This window comes from Pseudomonas sp. NPDC047961 (genome assembly GCF_050272435.1).
Classification (GTDB): domain Bacteria; phylum Pseudomonadota; class Gammaproteobacteria; order Pseudomonadales; family Pseudomonadaceae; genus Stutzerimonas.
In genome coordinates, this window is sequence record NZ_JBNNMD010000015.1 from 1 (window position 1) to 2,363 (window position 2,363).

The following is a 2,363-nucleotide window of genomic DNA, read 5'->3' on the forward strand; positions in this document are numbered from 1 at the left end:
GTAAGCGAACGGGCATTACACCTTGCCGGCGGATACCCAGTTGTGCGGCAGCAGCTCGACCAGAGCGCTGGCCTTCTGCGTCGGCAGTCGTGTGAGCACATCCTTGAGATAGGCATACGGATCATGCCCATTCATGCGCGCCGACTGGATCACGCTCATGATTGCCGCCGCCCGTTTGCCGCTGCGTAGCGACCCGGCAAACAGCCAATTGGAGCGACCTAGAGCCCACGGGCGGATCTGGTTCTCGACTTGGTTATTGTCGATGGGCACGGCACCATCCTCGACATAGCGAGTCAGTGCCAACCAACGTTTGAGGCTGTAATCCAAGGCTTTCGCCGTGGCTGAGCCGTTGGGCACCCGATCACGCTGGGCCAGCATCCAGGCATGCAGCGCGTCGAGGATCGGTGAAGCCTGTTCCTGTCGTATTCGCCCGCGTTCTTCATCGCCCATGTCGCGCACTTGGCGTTCGACTTCGTACAGCCCAGCGATAGAGTGCAGCGCCTGTTCGGCCAATTGGCTTTTGTTCGCCGCGTGCAGATCGAAGAACTTGCGGCGGGCGTGGGCCATGCAGCCGATTTCGGTGATGCCTCGCTCGAAACCGGCCTTGTAGCCAGCGAAGTCGTCGCAGACCAGCTTGCCATTCCACTGGCCAAGAAAATTGCGCGCATGCTCGCCGGCACGGCTGGGGCTGAAGTCGTAGACCACGGCCTTCAGATCGGCGAAGGGCGTGGTGCTGTAGGCCCAGACGTAAGCCCGATGGGTTTTCTTCTCGCCCGGCGCGAGCATTTGCACCGGGGTTTCGTCAGCGTGAATCACGCGTTGGCCCAGCACGGCTTCGCGCAGCGCATCGACCAGCGGCTGGAGCTGCACGCCGGTTTGCCCGACCCACTGCGCCAGCGTCGAACGAGCGATAGCCAGGCCGGCGCGGCCGAAGATCTTTTCCTGTCGGTACAGCGGCAGATGGTCGGCGAACTTGGCCACCATCACGTGCGCCAACAGGCCGGCGGTGGGGATCCCCTTGTCGATCACCTGCGCCGGCACCGGCGCCTGGATCAGCGTTTCGCACTGGCGGCAGGCCCATTTCCCACGCACGTGCTGCTCGACGGTGAACACGCCCGGCGTGTAATCCAGTTTTTCGCTGACGTCTTCACCCACGCGTAGCAGCTGGCAGCCGCAGGCGCACTGGGTGTTCTCCGGTTCGTGATGGATCACGGTGCGCGGGAGCTGCGGTGGCAGCGGTGTGCGCTTGGGCTGCTGGCGTGCGTCGGCCGGCGCAGCCGGCGGATTGACTGCTTTCAGCTCCGCCTCGATGGCCACGATGTCGGTGTCGAGCAGGTCATCCAGCAGACGGCCCTGGTCAGGGCTCAGTTGCTCACTACGCTTGGCAAACTTGTGCCGCTTGAGGATGGCGATTTCGTGGTTGAGGTTCTCGATAACCGTTTGGTCGCGGTAGATCCTCTTGCCCATCACGTCGACCTGCGTGAGCAACTGCGCGGCCAGTGTGCGCAGCTGGTCAGGCGTCAGTTGGTCGAGATTGGGCGCGGAAGTCATGCCGCTGATTGTGCCAGAGCAGGCGATCAGCGGAGCTAAACCGATGGGCTAATGGCAGGTGCTACAGCACTGTGATCGCGCCGGCTGCACCGACCCGCTGCCAGGGTAGACCCAGCACCAAAGCCTGAAGTTGCTCGGTGTCGAGTTCGACTTCCGAGCCGTGCCGGATGCCTGGCCAATGAAACTTGCCCTGGTGCAAGCGCCGCGCGGCGAGCCAGATACCCACGCCGTCATGCACCAGGACTTTCATGCGGTTGCCGCGGCGATTGGCGAAGAGATAGGCGCAGTGCGGCTTCGCCGCACCGAACACGGCCACCACACGCGCCAACGCGGTGTCGGTGCCGGCGCGCATGTCCATCGGCTCGGTGGCGAGCCAGATGGCATCGATGCGGATCACGGGGTGAGCCCACGCACAAAGCGGGCGCAACCTTCAGGATCGGAGGCTGGCCATTTCACCGTGACCGATTGCTCGCCAAGGGACAACTCAATGAGTGCGAACGCCTCAGTTGTTCGTTTAGGCGTGGCCCTCAATGGCACGAACGCCGGCAACGCCGCTGGTAGCTGATCTCGGTAAAGCGGCAGCCACTTGCGAATAACGTTGGCGTTGATGCCGTGGCTGATGGCAACGCTGGAGACGGTCGCACCAGGTTGCAGGCACTCCTGAACAACCTGGGCCTTGAACGGTTTGGGGTAAGAGCTTCGTTGGCGCATGGAAATCCCGGCGATAAGGGCTATCGCGTCCGCTTAAAAATACGCGGACACCATCGTCCTTAATGCGGGAGTTCGGAAGGTGACTTGGCTGGACGCTTACG

3 protein-coding genes are annotated in these 2,363 nt (G+C 62.7%); all 3 read right to left on the bottom strand.

Going from position 1 to position 2,363, the window contains the following annotated elements:
* Positions 1 to 15: 15 nt before the first annotated feature.
* The 3 genes from tnpC to tnpA all read right to left on the bottom strand — a co-directional run bounded on the left by tnpC (position 16) and on the right by tnpA (position 2,262).
* On the bottom strand, positions 16 to 1,551 hold the full coding sequence (gene tnpC / locus ACQKIK_RS22545; RefSeq protein ID WP_197446041.1) for an IS66 family transposase: 1,536 nt from the start codon (positions 1,549 to 1,551) through the stop codon (positions 16 to 18).
* A gap of 61 nt (positions 1,552 to 1,612) precedes the next feature.
* Entirely contained in the window at positions 1,613 to 1,948 is a 336-nt protein-coding gene (gene tnpB, locus ACQKIK_RS22550; protein ID WP_041013622.1) for an IS66 family insertion sequence element accessory protein TnpB, read from the bottom strand.
* On the bottom strand, positions 1,945 to 2,262 hold the full coding sequence (gene tnpA / locus ACQKIK_RS22555) for an IS66-like element accessory protein TnpA (RefSeq protein WP_041015591.1): 318 nt from the start codon (positions 2,260 to 2,262) through the stop codon (positions 1,945 to 1,947). The genes tnpB and tnpA overlap by 4 nt, the downstream gene beginning before the upstream one ends.
* Between the last annotated feature and the right edge of the window lie 101 nt (positions 2,263 to 2,363).

What these genes read in the sequence shown, in the direction of transcription:
- tnpC (WP_197446041.1), bottom strand. Translation starts at nt 1,551, where the DNA reads ATGACTTCCGCGCCCAATCTCGACCAACTGACGCCTGACCAGCTGCGC.
- tnpA (WP_041015591.1), bottom strand. Translation starts at nt 2,262, where the DNA reads ATGCGCCAACGAAGCTCTTACCCCAAACCGTTCAAGGCCCAGGTTGTT.